19 protein-coding genes are annotated in these 15,399 nt (G+C 68.1%); 7 read left to right on the top strand and 12 right to left on the bottom strand.

Annotated features, from left to right (window positions below; genetic code table 11):
- Positions 1-14 precede the first annotated feature (14 nt).
- A complete protein-coding gene (locus tag ACFVWL_RS16830; RefSeq protein WP_387185160.1) occupies positions 15-713 on the top strand; it encodes an energy-coupling factor ABC transporter ATP-binding protein in 699 nt (232 codons plus the stop codon).
- A complete protein-coding gene (locus tag ACFVWL_RS16825; RefSeq protein WP_387185159.1) occupies positions 704-1,303 on the top strand; it encodes a CbiQ family ECF transporter T component in 600 nt (199 codons plus the stop codon). Before ACFVWL_RS16830 ends, ACFVWL_RS16825 begins: the two co-directional genes overlap by 10 nt.
- 1 nt (position 1,304) lies before the next feature.
- Here the strand turns inward: ACFVWL_RS16825 and ACFVWL_RS16820 are convergent, their stop codons facing one another.
- From ACFVWL_RS16820 to ACFVWL_RS16805, 4 genes are all read right to left on the bottom strand, one after another.
- On the bottom strand, positions 1,305-2,630 hold the full coding sequence (locus tag ACFVWL_RS16820; RefSeq protein ID WP_387185156.1) for an acyltransferase: 1,326 nt from the start codon (positions 2,628-2,630) through the stop codon (positions 1,305-1,307).
- Positions 2,631-2,728: 98 nt separating this feature from the next.
- Positions 2,729-3,400 (bottom strand): response regulator, encoded by a 672-nt coding sequence (locus ACFVWL_RS16815; RefSeq protein ID WP_387185153.1) that lies wholly within the window; start codon positions 3,398-3,400, stop codon positions 2,729-2,731.
- Entirely contained in the window at positions 3,397-4,692 is a 1,296-nt protein-coding gene (locus ACFVWL_RS16810) for a sensor histidine kinase (RefSeq protein WP_387185150.1), read from the bottom strand. The genes ACFVWL_RS16815 and ACFVWL_RS16810 overlap by 4 nt, the downstream gene beginning before the upstream one ends.
- Before the next feature lie 5 nt (positions 4,693-4,697).
- Positions 4,698-5,315, bottom strand: coding sequence for a DedA family protein (locus tag ACFVWL_RS16805; protein WP_387185148.1), 618 nt, complete (start codon positions 5,313-5,315; stop codon positions 4,698-4,700).
- Between the two features lie 163 nt (positions 5,316-5,478).
- Here ACFVWL_RS16805 and abc-f point away from each other — a divergent pair, with 163 nt between their 5' ends.
- Complete coding sequence (gene abc-f, locus ACFVWL_RS16800; RefSeq protein WP_387185145.1) at positions 5,479-7,077, top strand: ribosomal protection-like ABC-F family protein; 1,599 nt, start codon at positions 5,479-5,481, stop codon at positions 7,075-7,077.
- Between the two features lie 64 nt (positions 7,078-7,141).
- Here abc-f and ACFVWL_RS16795 read toward each other — a convergent pair whose 3' ends face one another.
- From ACFVWL_RS16795 to ACFVWL_RS16780, 4 genes are read right to left on the bottom strand one after another with little or no spacing between them, the layout of a single operon-like run.
- Complete coding sequence (locus ACFVWL_RS16795) at positions 7,142-7,954, bottom strand: SURF1 family protein (RefSeq protein WP_387185142.1); 813 nt, start codon at positions 7,952-7,954, stop codon at positions 7,142-7,144.
- The gene (locus ACFVWL_RS16790; RefSeq protein ID WP_387185139.1) at positions 7,951-8,145 is read right to left on the bottom strand and encodes a hypothetical protein; all 195 of its coding nucleotides are present in this window, start codon (positions 8,143-8,145) and stop codon (positions 7,951-7,953) included. Before ACFVWL_RS16790 ends, ACFVWL_RS16795 begins: the two co-directional genes overlap by 4 nt.
- Positions 8,142-8,489: a DUF3099 domain-containing protein gene (locus tag ACFVWL_RS16785; RefSeq protein WP_387185136.1), complete on the bottom strand. Its 348-nt coding sequence runs from the start codon at positions 8,487-8,489 to the stop codon at positions 8,142-8,144. Before ACFVWL_RS16785 ends, ACFVWL_RS16790 begins: the two co-directional genes overlap by 4 nt.
- A gap of 55 nt (positions 8,490-8,544) precedes the next feature.
- A complete protein-coding gene (locus ACFVWL_RS16780; protein WP_387185133.1) occupies positions 8,545-9,072 on the bottom strand; it encodes a DUF4190 domain-containing protein in 528 nt (175 codons plus the stop codon).
- A 139-nt stretch (positions 9,073-9,211) separates the two neighbouring features.
- Between ACFVWL_RS16780 and ACFVWL_RS16775 the strand changes: the two genes are divergently transcribed.
- Complete coding sequence (locus tag ACFVWL_RS16775; protein WP_017830420.1) at positions 9,212-9,922, top strand: beta-ketoacyl-ACP reductase; 711 nt, start codon at positions 9,212-9,214, stop codon at positions 9,920-9,922.
- A gap of 21 nt (positions 9,923-9,943) precedes the next feature.
- Here ACFVWL_RS16775 and ACFVWL_RS16770 read toward each other — a convergent pair whose 3' ends face one another.
- The 3 genes from ACFVWL_RS16770 to glgC are packed head-to-tail and all read right to left on the bottom strand — an operon-like array spanning position 9,944 to position 12,612.
- On the bottom strand, positions 9,944-10,639 hold the full coding sequence (locus tag ACFVWL_RS16770) for an alpha/beta fold hydrolase (RefSeq protein WP_387185130.1): 696 nt from the start codon (positions 10,637-10,639) through the stop codon (positions 9,944-9,946).
- Between the two features lie 46 nt (positions 10,640-10,685).
- Positions 10,686-11,321 (bottom strand): phosphoserine phosphatase SerB, encoded by a 636-nt coding sequence (gene serB / locus ACFVWL_RS16765; RefSeq protein ID WP_387185127.1) that lies wholly within the window; start codon positions 11,319-11,321, stop codon positions 10,686-10,688.
- A 49-nt stretch (positions 11,322-11,370) separates the two neighbouring features.
- A complete protein-coding gene (glgC, locus tag ACFVWL_RS16760) occupies positions 11,371-12,612 on the bottom strand; it encodes a glucose-1-phosphate adenylyltransferase (RefSeq protein ID WP_387185125.1) in 1,242 nt (413 codons plus the stop codon).
- A 46-nt stretch (positions 12,613-12,658) separates the two neighbouring features.
- Here glgC and glgA point away from each other — a divergent pair, with 46 nt between their 5' ends.
- The 3 genes from glgA to ACFVWL_RS16745 all read left to right on the top strand — a co-directional run bounded on the left by glgA (position 12,659) and on the right by ACFVWL_RS16745 (position 14,995).
- The gene (gene glgA / locus ACFVWL_RS16755) at positions 12,659-13,843 is read left to right on the top strand and encodes a glycogen synthase (RefSeq protein WP_387185122.1); all 1,185 of its coding nucleotides are present in this window, start codon (positions 12,659-12,661) and stop codon (positions 13,841-13,843) included.
- Between the two features lie 17 nt (positions 13,844-13,860).
- Positions 13,861-14,646 carry an ABC transporter ATP-binding protein gene (locus ACFVWL_RS16750; protein WP_387185121.1) on the top strand — a complete coding sequence of 262 codons (786 nt, stop codon included), beginning with the start codon at positions 13,861-13,863 and terminating at the stop codon, positions 14,644-14,646.
- Between the two features lie 91 nt (positions 14,647-14,737).
- On the top strand, positions 14,738-14,995 hold the full coding sequence (locus ACFVWL_RS16745; protein ID WP_387185119.1) for a type B 50S ribosomal protein L31: 258 nt from the start codon (positions 14,738-14,740) through the stop codon (positions 14,993-14,995).
- A 92-nt stretch (positions 14,996-15,087) separates the two neighbouring features.
- Here the strand turns inward: ACFVWL_RS16745 and ACFVWL_RS16740 are convergent, their stop codons facing one another.
- Positions 15,088-15,369, bottom strand: coding sequence for a hypothetical protein (locus tag ACFVWL_RS16740; RefSeq protein WP_387185118.1), 282 nt, complete (start codon positions 15,367-15,369; stop codon positions 15,088-15,090).
- Positions 15,370-15,399: the final 30 nt, after the last annotated feature.

Below are 15,399 nucleotides of genomic sequence, written 5' to 3'. Positions count from 1 at the left end.
TGGAGAGGCCCGAGGTGACGAGTTCTCCCCGGATCGGCATGGCGCCGATCGTCCTCGATCGGGTCTCGGTCGAGCTCGACGGGCGTGCGGTGCTGCGCGACGTCAGCGTCGAGCTCACGGCACCGCGGATTGCGGTGATCGGGGCGAACGGCTCCGGCAAATCGACCTTCGCGAGACTTCTGAACGGTCTCATCGCTCCTCACAGCGGCGCGGTCTCGGTGCAGGGACTCGACACGGTGCGTGAGCGCGCCGCCGTGCGCCGACTCGTCGGCTTCGTGTTCACCAACCCGGACGCGCAGATCCTCATGCCGACCCCTGCCGAAGACCTCGCCCTGTCGTTGCGCGGCCTTCCGAAGGCAGAGGTGTCCGCGCGCGTCAGGGAGACGCTCGAGACGCATGGATTGGCGGAGCATGCCGAGGTCCCCGCATCGAGCCTGTCGGGCGGGCAGAAGCAGATGCTCGCGCTGGCCTCGGTGCTGATCGCCGGACCGCGTGTGATCGTCGCCGACGAGCCGACGACGCTCCTCGACCTGCGCAACGCCCGCCGCATCGGTGACCTCCTGCTCGCCCAGCAGGCGCAGGTCGTCGTGGTGACCCACGACCTCGAACTGGCGGGGCGCTGCGACACCGTGCTGTACTTCGCGGACGGACGGCTCGTCGCCTCGGGCGCCCCGGCGAGCGTGATCGAAGCATATCGCCGGGCGTGCGCGTGATCGCGCTGTATCGTCCCGGAACCGGGGCCCTTCACCGAGCACCGGCAGGCTTCAAGCTCGCGGTGCTGGCGGCCGGAGCACTCGTGCTGTCGCTGTACCCGCACGATCCGCTCAGCATCGCCGTCTCGCTCGCGGTCGTCGGAGGGCTCTACGGCGTGAGCGGATTGCCGGTCCGGGTGCTCGTGACCGAGACCTGGCGTCTGCGCTGGCTCATCCTGGTCCTCGCCGCCGCTCTGCTGATCTTCGTGTCGCCCGTCGCGGCATGGATCAGCACGGGGAGGGTGGTGGCGGTGCTGCTCCTGGCGAGTCTGCTCACCCTGACCACCCGGATGTCGGACCTTCTCGACGTACTGCACCGGCTCATACGACCGCTCCGCAGAGTCGGAGTCGATCCGGAAGCGGTGGCGCTGACGATATCGCTGACGCTCACGATGATTCCGGTGATCGCCGGGTTCGCCGCGCGCGTGCGGGAGGCGGAGCAGGCCCGTGATGTGCGTCTCGGCATCCGTACGGTCGTGCCCCTGCTGGTGCTGGCGCTGAAGCATGCGGATGAGGTCGGCGACGCGCTGGCGGCGAGGGGCATGGGCTGACTCAGGCCGGTACGAGCGTGCTGGTGCGGATCGACGACCGCGGGGCCCCGGATCGCGGCGACGGCAGTGACGACAGCCGCAGGGAAGCGGCCATCAGCGCGATCGCGATGAGCGCGGTCGCGACCGAAGTGCCCAGCGCGAGGAGGAGAACGATGCCGACCAGGCCGCTGAGGGTTCCGATGAAGATGCGAAGCGACGAGGAAGTCGCCGCGGGTGCCGGCTGCGATTCGAAGCGAGTGAACGCGACGGCGACGAGAGCTGTGAGAGCGAGCGCGGTCGCCAGCCAGAGCGGTCGTCCGGCCCACCACGCTGCGCTGTCCAGTGCCGGCAGAGTGACGCCGGCGATGAGCGCGTAGACGGCGGTCGAGCCGGCCATGAGAAGCAGAACAGGCATGTGCCAGAGGTAGATCGTCATCGTGCGCACCGTGACGAAGGCGGTGAACGCGGCGACGCGCGGCCTGCGGCTGAAACGCTCGAGACGTTCGCGGTGCAGCGACAGCAGGCTGGTGTGCGCGACGCCGACGAGGAGGAGAGCGGTTGTCGGCGGGTTGATGTTCGCGATGAGGTCGGGGGAGTAGATCCCGACGACGAACGTGGCCACGAGCAGCAGAACAGCGACGGTTCCTGCCGCGGCACGGACCCGCCTGCTGAGGCGGTTGATGCTTCCGTCGGCAAGGAAGAAGCCGAGCTGCTGAAGGGCCATCCACACGAAGGCGAGGTTCAGGAAGCCCAGGGCTTCGAGGCCGGAGGCCCCTCGCAGCACGTCGACGACGACCGCAGTGAGAGCCAGAGCGCCGATGGTGCGCAACGGCGCGCGCTCGTGAGCCGCGGCGAACAGGGGGAGCAGCGCCTGGCACAGAAGGAAGACCCCCAGGAACCAGAGCGGCTGCCCGTAGCGGAACCCGGCCGTCGCGATGAGGTCGGCGGGAACGCCGAAGACGGTGAGCAGTGCGAGTGCGACCGCGACGACGGCGATCGTGAAGATCGCAGGACGCAGCAGACGGTGCACACGGCCGGCGATGAAGCCGACGGCCGTGCCTCCGCGCTGACGCATGCGCCGGTAGGCGAGGAGTCCGGAGAACCCGCCGATCACGAAGAACAGCGGCATCACCTGCAGGAACCAGCTGAGCGGCGCGATCCAGCCCGTCCCGTCGCTGGCGTTGTCGAAGACCGGACCGGACTCGCCGACGGTGACGCCGACCATGATCGCGTGCAGGAGGACGACGCCGAGGACGCAGAGCGCCCGGAGGAAGTCGATCCCGGTGTCGCGGGATGCGCGCGGGGGAGCCGCGGTGATGCCGGCGCGCGGTGCCTGGGCGATGGTCATGAGTCCTCCTCGGAAGCGGTGTTCCAGGAGACTATGGACGTGGTGTCGGCGGGGGCATCACCCTCGGGTGCCGTTACGACCCCCTACGACGGGGTGAGTCAGGACGACGGCTCGACGAGTCCCGTGTCGTAGGCGAGGATCACGGCGTGCACGCGATCACGGAGATTCAGCTTCGCGAGCACCTTGCCGACATGCGTCTTGACGGTCTGCTCCGCGATGAAGAGGTCGGCGGCGATCTCGGTGTTGGAGCGCCCACGGCCGATGAGCACGAGCACTTCACGTTCGCGGTCGGTGAGCTCGGCGAGGGCTGTCGCCGAGCGCGGTGCTCGAGGGCGACGACCGGCGAACTGCTCGATCATGCGTCGGGTCACGCTGGGCGCGAGGAGCGCATCTCCGCCGGCGACGACCCGCACGGCGTGGACGAGCTCCTCCGGCAGAGCATCCTTCAGCAGGAAGCCGCTGGCGCCGGCCTCGAGTGCGTCGTACACGTAGTCGTCGATGTCGAAGGTCGTGAGCATGAGTATCCGTGGCACGTGCGCGGCGGGATAGGAGGGGCCGAGGATACGTCGAGTCGCTTCGATCCCATCCAGTTCCGGCATCCGCACATCCATGAGGATCACGTCGGGGTCGAGGCGGGCCGCCAGGGTGACCGCCTCGGCACCGGTCGCGGCCTGCCCGGAGACCCGTATGCCCTCGTGGGCGTCGAGAAGTGCGGCGAATCCTGCGCGGACCATGGCCTGATCGTCGGCGATGAGCACGCTGATCGTCACGGGTTCTCCTTTTCGAGAGGGGTGGCGGCCGACGGGGCGGCCGACGGCGAGGGGGCGGTCGGGTCGGATCTCGGGTCTGCTCCCAAGGGGAGGATCGCCTCGACATCCCACCCGCCGTCGGAAGCCGGGCCGGCGGAGAGGCTTCCGCCGAGAATCTCGGCGCGCTCCCGCATCCCGCGCAGTCCGTACCCGCCGCCGTGGCCCTCCGGGCTGCGCGGCGGCGCGGTGTTGTGCACCAGGATGCGAATGCTGCGGGCCTCGGCTCGCACGCGCACGGAGATCCGCGCGCCCGCAGCGTGTCGCACGGCGTTGCTCAACGCCTCCTGAACGATTCGGAACGCGGCGATCTGCACCGCGGGGGTGGCGGAGGCGCCAGCCTCGCCGCCTTCCAGTGCGAGTCCGACCTCGACGCCCGCGCGGCGGATGCTGTCGACGAGGGTGGGGATGTCGTCGATGCCCTGTTGCGGGGCGAGCTCGGCGCTCTGGTCCTCCGTGCGGAGCACGCCGAGCATGCGTCGCATCTCGGTGAGGGAGCTTCGGGCGGTCGCTGCGATGTCATCGAACTCCGCGATGGCCGCGTCTTCGAGCTCGGGGATCCGGTACTTCGCAGTGGAGGCCTGCACCTGGATCACCGACATGCTGTGCGCCACCACGTCGTGCAGCTCCCTGGCGATCTTCGTGCGCTCCTCCACGAGGGCGCGTCTGGCCTCTTCGAGTGCACTGTGTTCCTTCTCGCGCGTCAGTTCGGCGGCCACTCTGACGCGTCCGGCGACGAGCGCTGCGATGAGGAACATGGCGGAGGCGACGGCAGTGGTCACGATGAGATCGGCCGTGGCGCTGGCGGATGACTCGGGCAGTGCCACCATGTCGGGGCGGAGGACCGGAGAGAGAAGGGAGGCGATCGCTCCGAGGATCAGTGCGAAGGCCCCGAGTCGCGCGCCGTGGAGGAATGTCAGCACGCCGACGAACAGGACGAACGTCAGGAGCGCGGGGACGGACCAGGGCCACGGGGATTGGATCGCCAGTTCCGGTACGACAGTGAGGGGAAGCGTGAATGCTGCGGCGGTGAAGAGCCCGATGGCCCAGTGCGGGCGCGAGATCGCCAGCAGAGGAGAGCCGCACAGAGCCGCGCCGAGAATGAACGACAGCGGCAGCGGGGTGCCGTACAGCACGCTCTGCAGAGACACGAGGACCGCGAACAGCGCGACGACCGCCGCACACAGCGCTACGAAGGCGGAGGTGCGGCGGCTGATCCGTGGTCGGCGAGGTGAACGCTCGCGGCGGCGTGCCATGACTGTCATCCTGCCAGCTGCAGCGTCTGCGCACGGCGTCGACGAGCTGCGGCGATCCTGTCGATCACGAAGCCGATGATCAGCGCGATGACGATTCCGAGCCCGGCGCTGAGCAGCGGCTGGTCCTTGATCCAGGCGCCGGCGAGCAGGCCGATCGCGAGGCTGAAGACGCTCCAGCTGAGTCCGGCGATCAGACTGAGCGGGAGGAAGCGCCGCCAGGGGAAGTCGAGAGCCCCCGCCGTCATGTTGACGGCGACCCGCCCGACCGGAATGTACCGGGCGCCGAGGATCAGGGTCGCGCTGCGACGGTCGAGGGCGTCCTGGGCATACGCGAACGTCGCAGCGACGCGTGGACGGCGCATCCAGGCGAAACGGGTGGTGCCCAACCCGCGGCCGATCAGGAAGGCGATGTTGTCGCCGATCGCCGCGCCGATCGCGGCGACGGCACCGAGCAGCAGCAGGTTCCCCTCGCCGGTGGACGCGGCGACGGCCGCCGCGGCGACGAGCACGGTCTCGCTGGGGATCGGGGGGAAGAAGCCGTCGATGACGGTGACGGCGAACAGCACCAGATACAGCCAGGGGGAGGCGATCGCCTGCATGATGAGCTCGTTGAGGATGTCCACTCCCGCACGCTATGCGGGGGACGATGGTGCGGGCATCCCTCTGCGGTATCGGTGCACTACCTCTCGGGGCTGATCTTGCTGACCGCGACTCCCGGCGACGCCGCTTATACTGGGAGGCTGGCCGATCGGCCGAACAACCTCCCCGAAAGAACGGACGTCCGCTGTGCTTGCCGTGCACGACCTCGAGATCCGCGTTGGCGCGCGCCTGCTGATGGAGAACGTCTCGTTCCGCGTCGCCGACGGAGACAAGATCGGACTCGTCGGCCGCAACGGGGCCGGAAAGACCACGCTCACCAAGGTGCTCGCCGGTGACGTCCTGCCGTCCGGTGGGAGTGTGACCCGCTCCGGCGAGCTCGGCTACCTGCCCCAGGACCCTCGCACGGGCAACCCCGAAGACCTGGCGCGCACCCGCATCCTCGATGCGCGTGGGCTCGGTCAGCTCAACCTCGGAATGACCGAGGCGGCTCTCGCGATGGGGTCCGACGACCCTGCGGTGGCCGACAAGGCGATGAAGCGCTACGCCCGCCTCACCGAGCAGTTCGAAGCGCAGGGCGGCTATGCGGCAGAGGCCGAGGCCGCATCCATCGCGAACAACCTCTCGCTTCCCGATCGCATCCTCGACCAGCCGCTGTCGACGCTCTCCGGTGGTCAGCGTCGCCGCATCGAGCTCGCACGCATCCTCTTCTCCGACGCCGAGACGATGATCCTCGACGAGCCGACGAACCACCTCGACGCCGACAGTGTCGTGTGGTTGCGCGAGTTCCTCAAGGGCTACAAGGGCGGGCTGATCGTGATCAGCCACGACGTGGAGCTCGTCGGCGAGACCGTGAACCGCGTGTTCTACCTCGACGCGAACCGCCAGATCATCGACACCTACAACATGAACTGGAAGAACTACCTGCGTCAGCGGGTGGCGGATGAGGAGCGCCGCAAGAAGGAGCGCGCGAACGCCGAGAAGAAGGCGACGACGCTGCAGCTGCAGGCGGCGCGCTTCGGAGCGAAGGCCTCGAAGGCCGCCGCGGCGCATCAGATGATCGCGCGCGCCGAGAAGCTGCTCGCGGGGCTCGACGAGGTGCGTCAGGAAGACCGGGTCGCCAAGCTGCGCTTCCCGAAGCCGGCGCCCTGCGGCAAGACGCCGATGATGGCATCCGGCCTCTCGAAGTCGTACGGATCGCTCGAGATCTTCACCGATGTCGACCTGGCGATCGATCGCGGCTCCAAGGTCGTGGTGCTCGGCCTCAACGGTGCGGGAAAGACCACCCTGCTCCGCATGCTCGCGGGCGTCGACCAGCCCGACACCGGCCAGCTCGAGCCGGGTCACGGCCTCAAGGTCGGCTACTACGCGCAGGAGCACGAGAACCTCGACGTGAACCGTTCGGTGCTGGAGAACATGGTCTCCGCCGCACCGCACATCACCGAGACCGAGGCCCGCAAGGTGCTGGGATCGTTCCTGTTCACGGGCGACGACGTGCTCAAGCCGGCGGGAGTCCTGTCCGGTGGGGAGAAGACGCGTCTGTCGCTCGCGACGCTGGTCGTGTCGTCGGCGAACCTGCTGCTGCTGGATGAGCCCACCAACAACCTCGATCCCGCGTCGCGCGAGGAGATCCTCGGTGCGCTCGCGCACTACGAGGGCGCTGTCGTCCTCGTGTCGCACGACCCGGGCGCGGTGCAGTCGCTCAATCCCGAGCGTGTGCTGATCCTGCCGGACGGCGTCGAGGACATCTGGAGCCAGGAGTACCAGGACCTCATCGAGCTCGCCTGAGCTCTCGCGACTCCGCGTCAGCACCCGAACTCTCGCGGCATACCGAGTGGCGCCGACTGAGCGGTCACCGCACGTCGAGCAGCTCGTCTTCGATGTCGGCGTCGTGGTCCTTGCGACGCGACTTCTTGACGGGAGCCGGCGCGCCTTCGACCTCTTCCCGATGCTTCACGATCTCCGTGCGGATGATGTATCCGATGAAGATGAAGCCCATCAGAGCGAAGAGGATCCACTGGATGGCGTACGACAGATGGGGGCCGGGGTCGTCGGTGGGGGAGTCGAATCCGCCCAGTGCGCCGTCGCCTGCCGGCTTCTCGCTGATCACGCGACCATACGCGCCGGTGATCACATCTCCGTCGACGAGTTCCGCGATGGAGGGCAGGTTGATGGTCGGAACCTGTCCTTCGGGGGCGCCGCGCCCCGAAGCCGGAAGCTGCTCACCCGGTCGGAGGCGCACGGTGACCTCCGTCTCGCCGGCGGGGGGCGCCGGCACCGAGTCAGGTGCGTCCCCGTCGCCCGGCGGAACCCAGCCGCGATCCACGATGAAGACGCGCCCATCGGCGTCCTGGAACGGCACCAGCACCTCGAAGGCACTCGTCCCGCCGTGCGGACGGTTCCTCACCAGCAGCTGCTGGTCGGCCAGGTACTCGCCTTGGAGGGTCACCGGTCGCCACTCATCGGACGGATCGAGGGCGCCGTCTTCTCCGATGAGGTCGGTCAGCGGCACCGGGTCCGCGTCGTAGTTCTGCTCGACGAGTTCGATCTGCGCGGCCCGGGATTCGTTCCGCTCGAACTGCCACTGCGACAGGAAGACGCACGCGACCGCGAAGCCGATCGCGATGAGCACGTACACGCCCCATCGGGTCAACCGTCGGCTCATGCCGGGATTCCGTCGCGAACGGTCACCGGGAAGTCCCGTGCGGCGAGGTAGTCGCGGAGGTAGTCGACATGCTCGTCGCACGCCAGCCAGATCTTCTCACGATCGGCGGCATGGATACGAGGGTTTCGCCACACGACCTGTCTGGTCGCCGCACTCCGGCACCCGGCGCGCGAGCATTCGAGGTCTGTCATCGGTCCTTCGGGCCTTCGTGGATCGTGAACACCGAGGGAGTCGTCGTATCGTTCTCGATCGGCGCGGGTCCCGGGGCTTCCAGCTCTTGCAGGGGGGACTCCGCCGTGGTGTCGGTGCTGTCGCTGCCGGCGTTGGCGAAGACCACGGCGATGTAGGGAAGCACGGCCGCGGAGACGCCGAAGACCCAGGTGTACCAGCCGTAGGGTTGCACGAGCACCATGAGCGCGAAGCAGGCGATGCGGATGGACATCGTCAGGACGTATCGGCGCACGCGATGGTCAGCCTCATCCCGCGGAGATTGCGGCAGTGAGGTGACGGCCGGGACTTGACGCGCGTTCTTCACGATGTCTCAAGCCTACGCCGGTACCGGCCGCTCGGCGTGCCGCTTCCGAGTCGGTTCAGCGCGAGTAGACGAAGGGCAGGCTGAATGCTCCGACGAAAAGGAAGCTGATGATGATGCCGATGAGGGTGAACGCGCCGATCGCGATCATCGCGTAACCGAGGATCAGGCCGGCGATGGCCATACCTCGACCGGCGATTCCCGGATCGCGCTTGGTCAGGCCCAGCGCCATATGGCCGGTGATGACGGCGGCGATCGATGCCAATACCGGCACGATCGCCCAGAACAGCGCGATCCCGGCGATGCCACAGATCAGGGAGGTGACGGCGAGCCCGCTCGTGGGGCGTGGCGCGGTAACGGGATAGACGGGCGCACCGTAGAGCGGATAGCCGGGCTGAGGCACGGTCGTGGGCGTCGGGGCGCTGTACGTCGGCGGGGCGCCCGGATAGCTCTGCGTCGGCTGCGGGGCGGGTTGCACCGGATGTGCGGGAAGCCGCGGGGCCGCGGGAGGGGGCACCGGTGCAGGCGGCGGAGGCGGTGTGAGCGCCGGCTCGCCGGTGGGAGGAGGAGTGGGGGTGTCGCTCACGGTGAAGCCTTTCGTCTCGATCAGGCTTCCAGCCCCGTCCGCGCGTGTCAACGTCGTGACGGGGTCGGGCGCGGCATCGTCGGTAGGATCGATGACGGCTCGGGAACTCGGGCCGCAGGTCCAGAGCAGGAGTGTCCCCATGAGCGCTGAGCGCGTCGTCCTCGTCACCGGCGGAAACCGCGGTATCGGCCGTGCGATCGCGGAGCGCTTCGTACGGGACGGCTATCGCGTGGCGGTCACCGCTCGCAGCGGAGAGGGCCCGGAGGGAACGCTCACCGTCCGAGCGGATGTCACGGATGCTGCCGCGCTCGATGCGGCGTTCACCGAGGTGGAGCAGCAGCTCGGCCCGGTGGAGATCGTCGTCGCGAACGCCGGCATCACGAAGGACACGCTCCTCATGCGCATGAGCGAGGACGACTTCGACAGTGTGGTCGCGACGAACCTGGGCGGCACGTTCCGCGTCGTCAAGCGCGCCTCGAAGGGCATGCTGCGGGCGCGCTTCGGCCGCATCATCCTGATCTCGAGTGTCGTGGGCTTGTACGGCTCCGCCGGCCAGGCCAACTACTCCGCCTCGAAGAGCGCACTGGTCGGCTTCGCCCGTTCGATCACGCGTGAGCTCGGCGCGCGCGGGATCACCGCGAACGTCGTCGCTCCCGGCTTCATCGAGACCGACATGACAGCGGAACTCCCCGAGGAGACGCAGAAGCAGTACAAGGCGAGCATCCCTGCCGCACGCTTCGCCACCCCCGACGAGGTCGCCGGTGTCGTGACGTGGCTCGCGGGGGATGATGCCGGCTACATCTCGGGCGCGGTCATCCCCGTCGACGGTGGTCTCGGGATGGGACACTGACCCCGAGCAGGGCGTCTGCTCTCAGCGCGCGATCGCGGCGTTGAGGAGTTCGCCGAGTCTCTCGGGAACGGAGAACTGCGGCCAGTGGCCGGAGCCGATGCGCACGACCTCGGCGTCGTCGATCGCACGGTATTCGTGGGCGTACGTGCCCCACTGGTCGATCATCCCCTCGAACGAGGCCTGATCGAGGCCGCCCATCAGCAGCGTCACCGGGACGCGGTATCGCGCAGGGTTCTCCAGCGCGATGCCGTCGGTCGGCACTCTGGCGGGAACGCTGCGGGTGAGCGGTGCCGTACGCGCTCGCGTCGATTCGTCGAGATCGTTGACATCCTCGTCGGGGAAGAAGTCCCAACCGGGGAAGGGCACGACCCCGTCGACGATCTCGAACTCGCTGATGCCGCTCCCGGGCGGCGGTGGCACGGTATCGACGAAGATGACACGGCGCACGCGCTCGGGGCGCGCATCGGCGACGCCCCAGGCCACGTTGCCACCGCCGCTGTGGCCGACCACCACGACGTCTCCTGACACCGCGTCCACGGCAGTCACCGCTGCAGCGATCCAGCGCGCGATGCCGATCTCGGACGAGGCCGAAGCCGGTGAATCGAGTCCGGGCAGGGTGAGAGGATGCGCGCGATGCCCTGCTTCTTCGAGGGCCGGGATCACCTCTTCCCAGCTGGACGCATCGAGCCAGAGCCCGGGGATGAGGATGATGTCCATGAGGCGACGCTAGCGGTGGCCTCGGACTTTCTCCACCGGTTTCCGTCTAGGGCAGCAGGGCGATGACCTCGGCCAGATCCTGCGGACCGATCACGAGACTCGCGGCCTTGCGCACGGCGGGCTTCGCATTGAACGCGAGACCGAGTCCGGCGACGGCCATCATCTGGAGGTCGTTCGCACCGTCCCCGATCGCGATGGTCGCCCGAGGATCGACGTCGAGCTCAGCGGCCCATTCCAGAAGCGAAGAGGCTTTCGCGGCGCCGTCCACGATCTCGCCGTCGACCAGGCCGGTGAGCACGCCGTCTGCGACTCCGAGGCGGTTCGCGCGCCAGCGATCGACGCCGAGGCCGGGTGCGACGTTGTCGAGGATCTCGTGGAAGCCTCCTGAGACGACGCCGACCACACCACCGCGGTCGTGGGCGGCCGCGGTCAGCTCACGTACTCCCAGGGTGGGTTCGATCCGTGCGCGTACACGCTCGAACGCCGACACCGGTACGCCCTCCAGCGCGGCGACCCGGGAGCGCAGGCTCGTCGAGAAGTCGACGTCGCCGCGCATCGCCGCTTCGGTGGCGGCCTGAACCTCGGCCCGCCGGCCCGCTTCGTCGGCGAGCAACTCGATCACCTCGTTGCGGATGAGGGTGGAATCGGCATCGAGGACGACGAGGAAACGCGTGGCAGTCACCCGACGAGCCTAGCGATCACCGGAACGGTCGATGCGCGGTGTGACGGCCTCAGCGTTCGATGAAGACGCCCTTGCCCACGACGGTGATGCCCGACTCGGTGACGGTGAAACCACGGGCCAGGTCGCGTTCGCGGTCGACGCCGACCGTCGCTCCATCCGCCAGCACCACGTTCTTGTCGAGGATCGCCCGGTGGATGCGCGCTCCCTGGCCGACGTGCACGTGGTCGAACACGACCGAGTCCGTGATGGTCGAGCCGCCCCCGGCCAGGGTCCACGGACCGACCACGCTGCGTTCCAGGTGCGTGCCCGACAGCACGGAGCCGAGCGAGACGATCGAGTCGATCGCGTTGCCGATCCGACCGACCGAATCGCGGACGAACTTCGCCGGCGGCGAATTCACCGCCTGCGAGTGGATCGGCCACTCCATGTTGTAGAGGTTGAACACGGGCAGCGTCGAGATCAGATCCCGGTGCGCGTCGAAGAAGGAGTCGATGGTTCCCACGTCTCGCCAGTACGAGCGGTCGCGGGGCGAAGAGCCGGGGACCTCGTTCTGCTTCATGTCGTAGTAGCCGGCCTCGCCGCGATCGACGAAGTAGGGGACGATGTCGCCGCCCATGTCATGCCCCGACACCGGTGATTCGCCGTCGGCCTCGACCGCGGCGATCAGTGCGTCGGCGTCGAAGATGTAGTTGCCCATCGAGGCGAGCACCTCGTGGGGAGAATCCTCGAGACCCGCGATGTCGGTGGGCTTCTCCAGGAACTGCTTGATGCGTCCCGATTCCGCGTCGGCGTCGATCACGCCGAACTGCGACGCGAGCGCGAGCGGCTGGCGGATGCCGGCGACGGTCGCCTTCGCGCCGGATTCGATGTGCGCATCGAGCATCTGACGGAAGTCCATGCGATAGACGTGGTCGGCGCCGATCACCACGACGATGTCCGGCTTCTCGTCGTTGATGAGGTTCATGCTCTGCAGGATCGCGTCGGCCGAGCCGGAGAACCACCGCTTGCCGAGGCGCTGCTGAGCGGGAACGGACGTCACATACGAGTCCAGAAGCGCCGACATCCGCCAGGTCTGCGAGATGTGCCGGTCGAGGCTGTGCGACTTGTACTGCGTCAGCACCACGATCTGCCGCAGTCCCGAGTTGATGAGGTTGGAGATCGCGAAGTCGATGAGTCTGTACTGTCCGCCGAACGGCACTGCGGGTTTCGCTCTATCGGCAGTGAGAGGCATGAGGCGCTTGCCCTCGCCGCCGGCGAGGATGATCCCGAAGACCTTCTTTGGAGCGGACATGGCTCCACCATAGATGCCTTCCTCGTCGCTGTACTAGCGTTCAGACATGCGAGTTGAAATGATCACGAAGGAGTACCCGCCGGAGATCTACGGCGGTGCCGGCGTGCACGTCGCCGAGCTCGTCGCGGCCCTCAGGGAGCACGTCGACGTGCAGGTCCGCGCGTTCGGAGGGCCGCGTGACGAGGCGGGTACCTTCGCGTACCGCACTCCGGTGGAACTCGCCGGAGCGAACGCCGCGCTGCAGACGCTCGGCACGGATCTGGAGATCGTCTCCGCCATCGCCGAAGCCGACCTCGTGCACAGTCATACCTGGTATGCGAACTTCGCCGGTCACCTCGCCTCACAGCTGCACGGCATCCCGCACGTGCTCACTGCGCACAGCCTCGAGCCCCTGCGGCCGTGGAAGGCGGAGCAGCTCGGCGGGGGATATGCCGTCTCCAGCGGGATCGAGCGGCTGGCATACGAGAACGCCGCAGCCGTGATCGCCGTGAGTGCGGGGATGCGCGCCGACATCCTGCGCAGCTACCCGCAGGTGGATCCGGCGAAGGTGCGGGTGATCCATAACGGGATCGACGTCGAGCGCTGGCGTCCGGTGCAGGATGAGTCGTTCCTGCAGTCGATCGGGATGGACCCCGCACGCCCGTCGGTCGTCTTCGTGGGGCGCATCACACGGCAGAAGGGTCTGCCGTACCTGCTGCAGGCCGCGCGACTGCTCCCGCCCGACGTGCAGCTGGTGCTCTGCGCCGGGGCTCCGGATACGCCGGAGATCATGGCCGAGGTCCAGGAGGGTGTGCGTCTGCTCCAGAAGGAGAGAGACGGGGTCATCTGGATCGAGCGGATGCTGCCGCGCGACGAGCTGTCGGCGATCCTCACGGCCGCGACGACGTTCGTGTGCCCGTCCGTCTACGAGCCGCTGGGGATCGTGAACCTCGAGGCCATGGCCTGCGGCGCAGCGGTCGTCGGAACTGCGACCGGCGGGATCCCCGAGGTCGTCGCCGACGGCGTCACCGGCCGCCTCGTCCCGATCGAGCAGGTGCAGGACGGCACGGGCACGCCGGTCGACCCGGAGCGCTACGTCGCCGACCTGGCAGCCGTGCTCACCGAGGTCGCGATGGATCCGGAGAGAGCGCGCGTCTACGGCGAAGCCGGACGCGAGCGGGCGCGCAACGAGTTCAGCTGGGCCGCGATCGCCGAGACGACGCGCGCGCTCTACGCGGAGCTGACCGCCTGAGCCGATAGGCTGGGGACATGCCGAGCGCTCTGGAATTCACCGACGTCGTCGTGCGCCGTGAGGGGCGCAACATCATCGATCACGTGACCTGGGAGGTCGACGACGATCAGCGATGGGTGATCCTCGGCCCGAACGGTGCGGGCAAGACGACGCTCCTGCAGCTGGCCGACACGCTCATGCACCCGACGGCCGGAACGGTGACGGTGCTGGGGGAGACCCTGGGTCGCACCGATGTGTTCGAGGTGCGTCCGCGCATCGGCTTCGCCTCGTCGGCGATGGCCAAGCGCGTGCCTCGTGACGAGACGGTCCTCAATACCGTGCTTACTGCCGCCTACTCCGTACTGGGCCGCTGGAATGAGAGCTATGAGGACATCGACGAGCGTCGCGCCCTCCGTGTCCTCGGCGACTGGCGTCTGGCCCACCTGGCCGACCGCACCTTCGGCACGCTCAGCGACGGCGAGCAGAAGCGGGTCCAGATCGCGCGTGCGGTGATGACCGACCCGGAACTCCTGCTGCTCGACGAGCCGACGGCCTCGCTCGATCTCGGTTCTCGCGAGGAACTCCTCGCGCTCCTCAGCGGATACGCGTCCTCGCCGACCACTCCGGCGATGCTGATGGTGACGCACCACGTGGAGGAGATCCCCGTGGGATTCACCCACGTGATGCTGATCCGTGACGGTTCCGTGGTCGCGGCGGGCCCGATTGCGGAGACCCTCACGGCAGAGGCGCTCACGGACACGTTCGGCATGCCGATCGTGCTCAGCAGCGAAGACGGCCGCTACGCCGCCCGCGCAGCATCCTGATCAGCGTCTGATAGAATTGACCCTTGGTGCTCTCTGCACCGCAGACTTCCCTCGTCCCTGGCACAATCCAGGGCAGCAACTAAGGAATCCCATGAAGACTGACATTCACCCCGAGTACAAGGCTGTCGTGTTCCGCGACCTCGGCTCGGGAGAGACGTTCCTCACCCGTTCGACCGTGACCGGCGACAAGACCATCGAGCTGGACGGCCTGGAGTACCCCGTCATCGATGTCGAGATCTCGTCCGCGTCGCACCCGTTCTACACGGGCAAGCAGCGCATCATGGACTCGGCCGGCCGCGTCGAGAAGTTCAACCAGCGCTTCAAGGGCTTCGGCGGTTCGTCCAAGTAACGACTGCCATGAAGAAGGCCCCACGCTCCTCGGAGTGTGGGGCCTTCTTCATGCTCGGACGTGTGCTCCGGATCCGACGGTGCGCGGGTGCTTCAGATGTCGAGCCGGATCCGGCCGTCGTCGATGGTGTCCGGCGGATCGCCGGGTGACGGTGCCGGGGCGGTCCGCTGCGTCTGACGGTCGCGCTCGATACCCGCGTCGTGGGCCGTCGGCGACCAGACGGCGTCGAACGCGCCGCCGAGTCCACCTCTGCTGGTCTCGTATTTCTTGTCGATGGGGACCTTCGAGAACCCGAAGGCGATCACGACGATCACGGTGGACACCAGGAGCAGCAGTACTCCGACCGTGACGATCACGCCCACACCCTGTTCCATGTGTCCAGGGTAGGCGGCGGGTGGGAGGAG

Source organism: Microbacterium sp. NPDC058269, from assembly GCF_042881445.1.
Taxonomy (GTDB): Bacteria; Actinomycetota; Actinomycetes; order Actinomycetales; family Microbacteriaceae; genus Microbacterium.
This window is presented reverse-complemented; position numbering and strand designations above follow the sequence as displayed.